Source organism: Streptomyces yangpuensis (assembly GCF_001005295.1).
Lineage (GTDB): Bacteria > Actinomycetota > Actinomycetes > Streptomycetales > Streptomycetaceae > Streptomyces > Streptomyces yangpuensis.
The window spans coordinates 570,313-572,416 of sequence record NZ_LBMK01000001.1; the positions used below are offsets into that span (position 1 = coordinate 570,313).

The window sequence follows — 2,104 nt, forward strand, 5'->3', positions numbered from 1 at the left end:
CGTCGATGATCCGGTCGACCTTCTTCTGCAGGTCGCCGAGGTGGACGTTCTCCCCGGCGATCCCGCGCTTGGCCATCCGGGCCGTGTACCAGCCGATCTGCGTGATCTCACGAGCGGTGAACTTCGGGTCCTGCGCCATCATTGGACTCCATCTCTGGAGACCGGGCTGTCCGGCTCCCCTTCACCACCCGCCCCCTGTGCGGGGGGTGGGTGGATCAGGCAGCCGTCAGCCCCGACGGCGGCGGGCCTTGCGCACGTTCTTCACGGCCGCTCCGGCTTCGGGGCTGCCGAAGGACTTCACGACGGTGTGGACGCCCCAGCCGAGGATCAGGGCGAGGAAGGCGAGCATCGCGATGTTCGCGGCGATCGCGGTGAGCGCGCCGACGAGGAGCGGGCCGAAGTACACCCCGGCGGCGACCGCGCCGGCGCCGACTCCGGAGCCGAGCGCGATGCGCTGGACGGTCTTGTCCGGGGCGGCCTGGTGGATGTGCTGGTGCACGACCTGCGGCCCGGCGTACGTGGCGGGCAGGGTGTCGCCGTAGACATGGGTGCCGTCCGGGAGTTGCACGACGCCGGGCGGGCGGTGGGGTTCGGGCAGGTGGTTCACGGTCGTCTCCCTTCGCAAGGGTCAGGTGCGGGCGTTCCAGGCGTCCTGCTGGGCGATGAAGTTCGCGTGCAGGGGCTTGCCGGTCTCGCACGGCTCGTCGGCCTGGCAAGCGGCGCAGTCGCCGAAGTGCGTCGAGGAAGCCTTGAAGGCCTTCATGTAGGCGATGAACTGCTCGTCACGCTCCATCGGGTGCTCCTTCGGGGTAGGCGCAGGGGACGCACGTGCCGAGCGAGACCGGGATGACGTATCCGGCGTCGGTGCGGCAGGCGGGGCAAGTACGGCGGGCGGCATTCGCCCGGTCGAGAGCGGCCGTCTTGGCCGGGGTCATCGGCCGGACCGGCAGGGCCCGGTCCACGCGGTACAGGAACGCGGTCAGCGCAGTGCGCCGCCGTCGCGGACGCTCCAGCTGGGCGACGACGTCCTGACCGCCGGGCCGGAGCCCTGCCACGCGGAGCTGCCGGCGGGTCGCCAGCCCGTCCGGGGCAAGGCGCCAGGGGTAGACCGGCAGGGTGGCCATCAACTCACCGCCGCAGCATCACGCTCGCGCTCGGCCTTCAGCGTCTCGCGCACGACCCGGGCCTTGGCCGAGGATGTGTGCAGGGCCTTGCGGATGCCCTCACCGGTCAGCTTCTCGACCGGCCACGACTCCGTCAGGCTCCGAGCCTCCGCCAGAAGCTCCACCTCCGACCGGACCGGTCGACTCGACCGCGCCGCCACCGGCACCCGACCCGTCGCCCGACGAGGTCGCGACGTCTCCGCCGCCGCGACCGGTACCCGCACTTCGACCGGCCCGGTCGGCACGTCGACCGAAGCGACCGGTACGGGCTCCAGCTCCGGCGCCGGGACGGGCAGGGCGGTGGTCTCTTCCACCACTGGTTCGCCCAGCTCAGCCGTCGACTGATTTGCATTGGTCTGAGCTGATTTGGGCTCGGTTGGGTCGACTGGCGGGCGGTGGTGGAGGACTTTGGCGACGAGGTCGGAGCCGAAGTAGATCGACCCGACCGGAAGCGACGTCGCCAGCAGGACGAGTACCCAGTTGGTCCAGTCGCCCTCGGCCAGTCGGCTCCAGCCGATCGATTGCGAGTGCAGTTCCGGCACGAGGCCGTGCACGTAGTTGAGGACCAGCGAGGCGAGGGTGTAGGAGGCCAGCACCCGCAGTGCGAACCTGCGAGCGTCGCCGGTCAGTACGAGGGCGGCGACGAGGGCGAGGGCCATCAGCCCGTCGACCACGAAGGGGTAGAGCCAGGCGGCGGTGGTGTCCGCGCCGATGGCCCGGGCCACGTCCCGCAGCGCGTTCCAGGACACCCGGAACGCCATGCCGACCACGGCCACGAGGGCCAGCACCAGCAGAACCCTCCCGGTGCGGTTCATGCCGCACCGCCTTCCAGCGGCCGGACCTTGGCCGAGCAGAGGAGGAGCACACGGGCCGGGTGCGGGTGGTAGTCCGGCCCGTCGTGCTCCGTCCACTCCCACTCGGCACCCTCGGCCAGGCTGAAT

5 protein-coding genes and 1 pseudogene are annotated in these 2,104 nt (G+C 71.2%); all 6 read right to left on the minus strand.

Going from position 1 to position 2,104, the window contains the following annotated elements:
• Nucleotides 1–142 (minus strand): DUF6257 family protein (locus AAT21_RS39610; RefSeq protein ID WP_167350551.1); only part of this gene is annotated, 142 nt, incomplete at its 3' end.
• Nucleotides 143–226: 84 nt separating this feature from the next.
• The gene (locus AAT21_RS02530; RefSeq protein ID WP_046775038.1) at nt 227–607 is read right to left on the minus strand and encodes a DUF6251 family protein; all 381 of its coding nucleotides are present in this window, start codon (nt 605–607) and stop codon (nt 227–229) included.
• 21 nt (nt 608–628) lie between these two features.
• The gene (locus AAT21_RS37900) at nt 629–793 is read right to left on the minus strand and encodes a hypothetical protein (protein ID WP_167350554.1); all 165 of its coding nucleotides are present in this window, start codon (nt 791–793) and stop codon (nt 629–631) included.
• The gene (locus AAT21_RS02535) at nt 783–1,124 is read right to left on the minus strand and encodes an RRQRL motif-containing zinc-binding protein (RefSeq protein WP_046775039.1); all 342 of its coding nucleotides are present in this window, start codon (nt 1,122–1,124) and stop codon (nt 783–785) included. Before AAT21_RS02535 ends, AAT21_RS37900 begins: the two co-directional genes overlap by 11 nt.
• Nucleotides 1,124–1,978, minus strand: coding sequence for a DUF2637 domain-containing protein (locus AAT21_RS02540; protein WP_046775040.1), 855 nt, complete (start codon nt 1,976–1,978; stop codon nt 1,124–1,126). The genes AAT21_RS02535 and AAT21_RS02540 overlap by 1 nt, the downstream gene beginning before the upstream one ends.
• A pseudogene (locus AAT21_RS38560) lies at nt 1,975–2,104 on the minus strand (DUF6303 family protein); the annotation flags it as partial. The gene AAT21_RS02540 and the pseudogene AAT21_RS38560, both read right to left, overlap by 4 nt.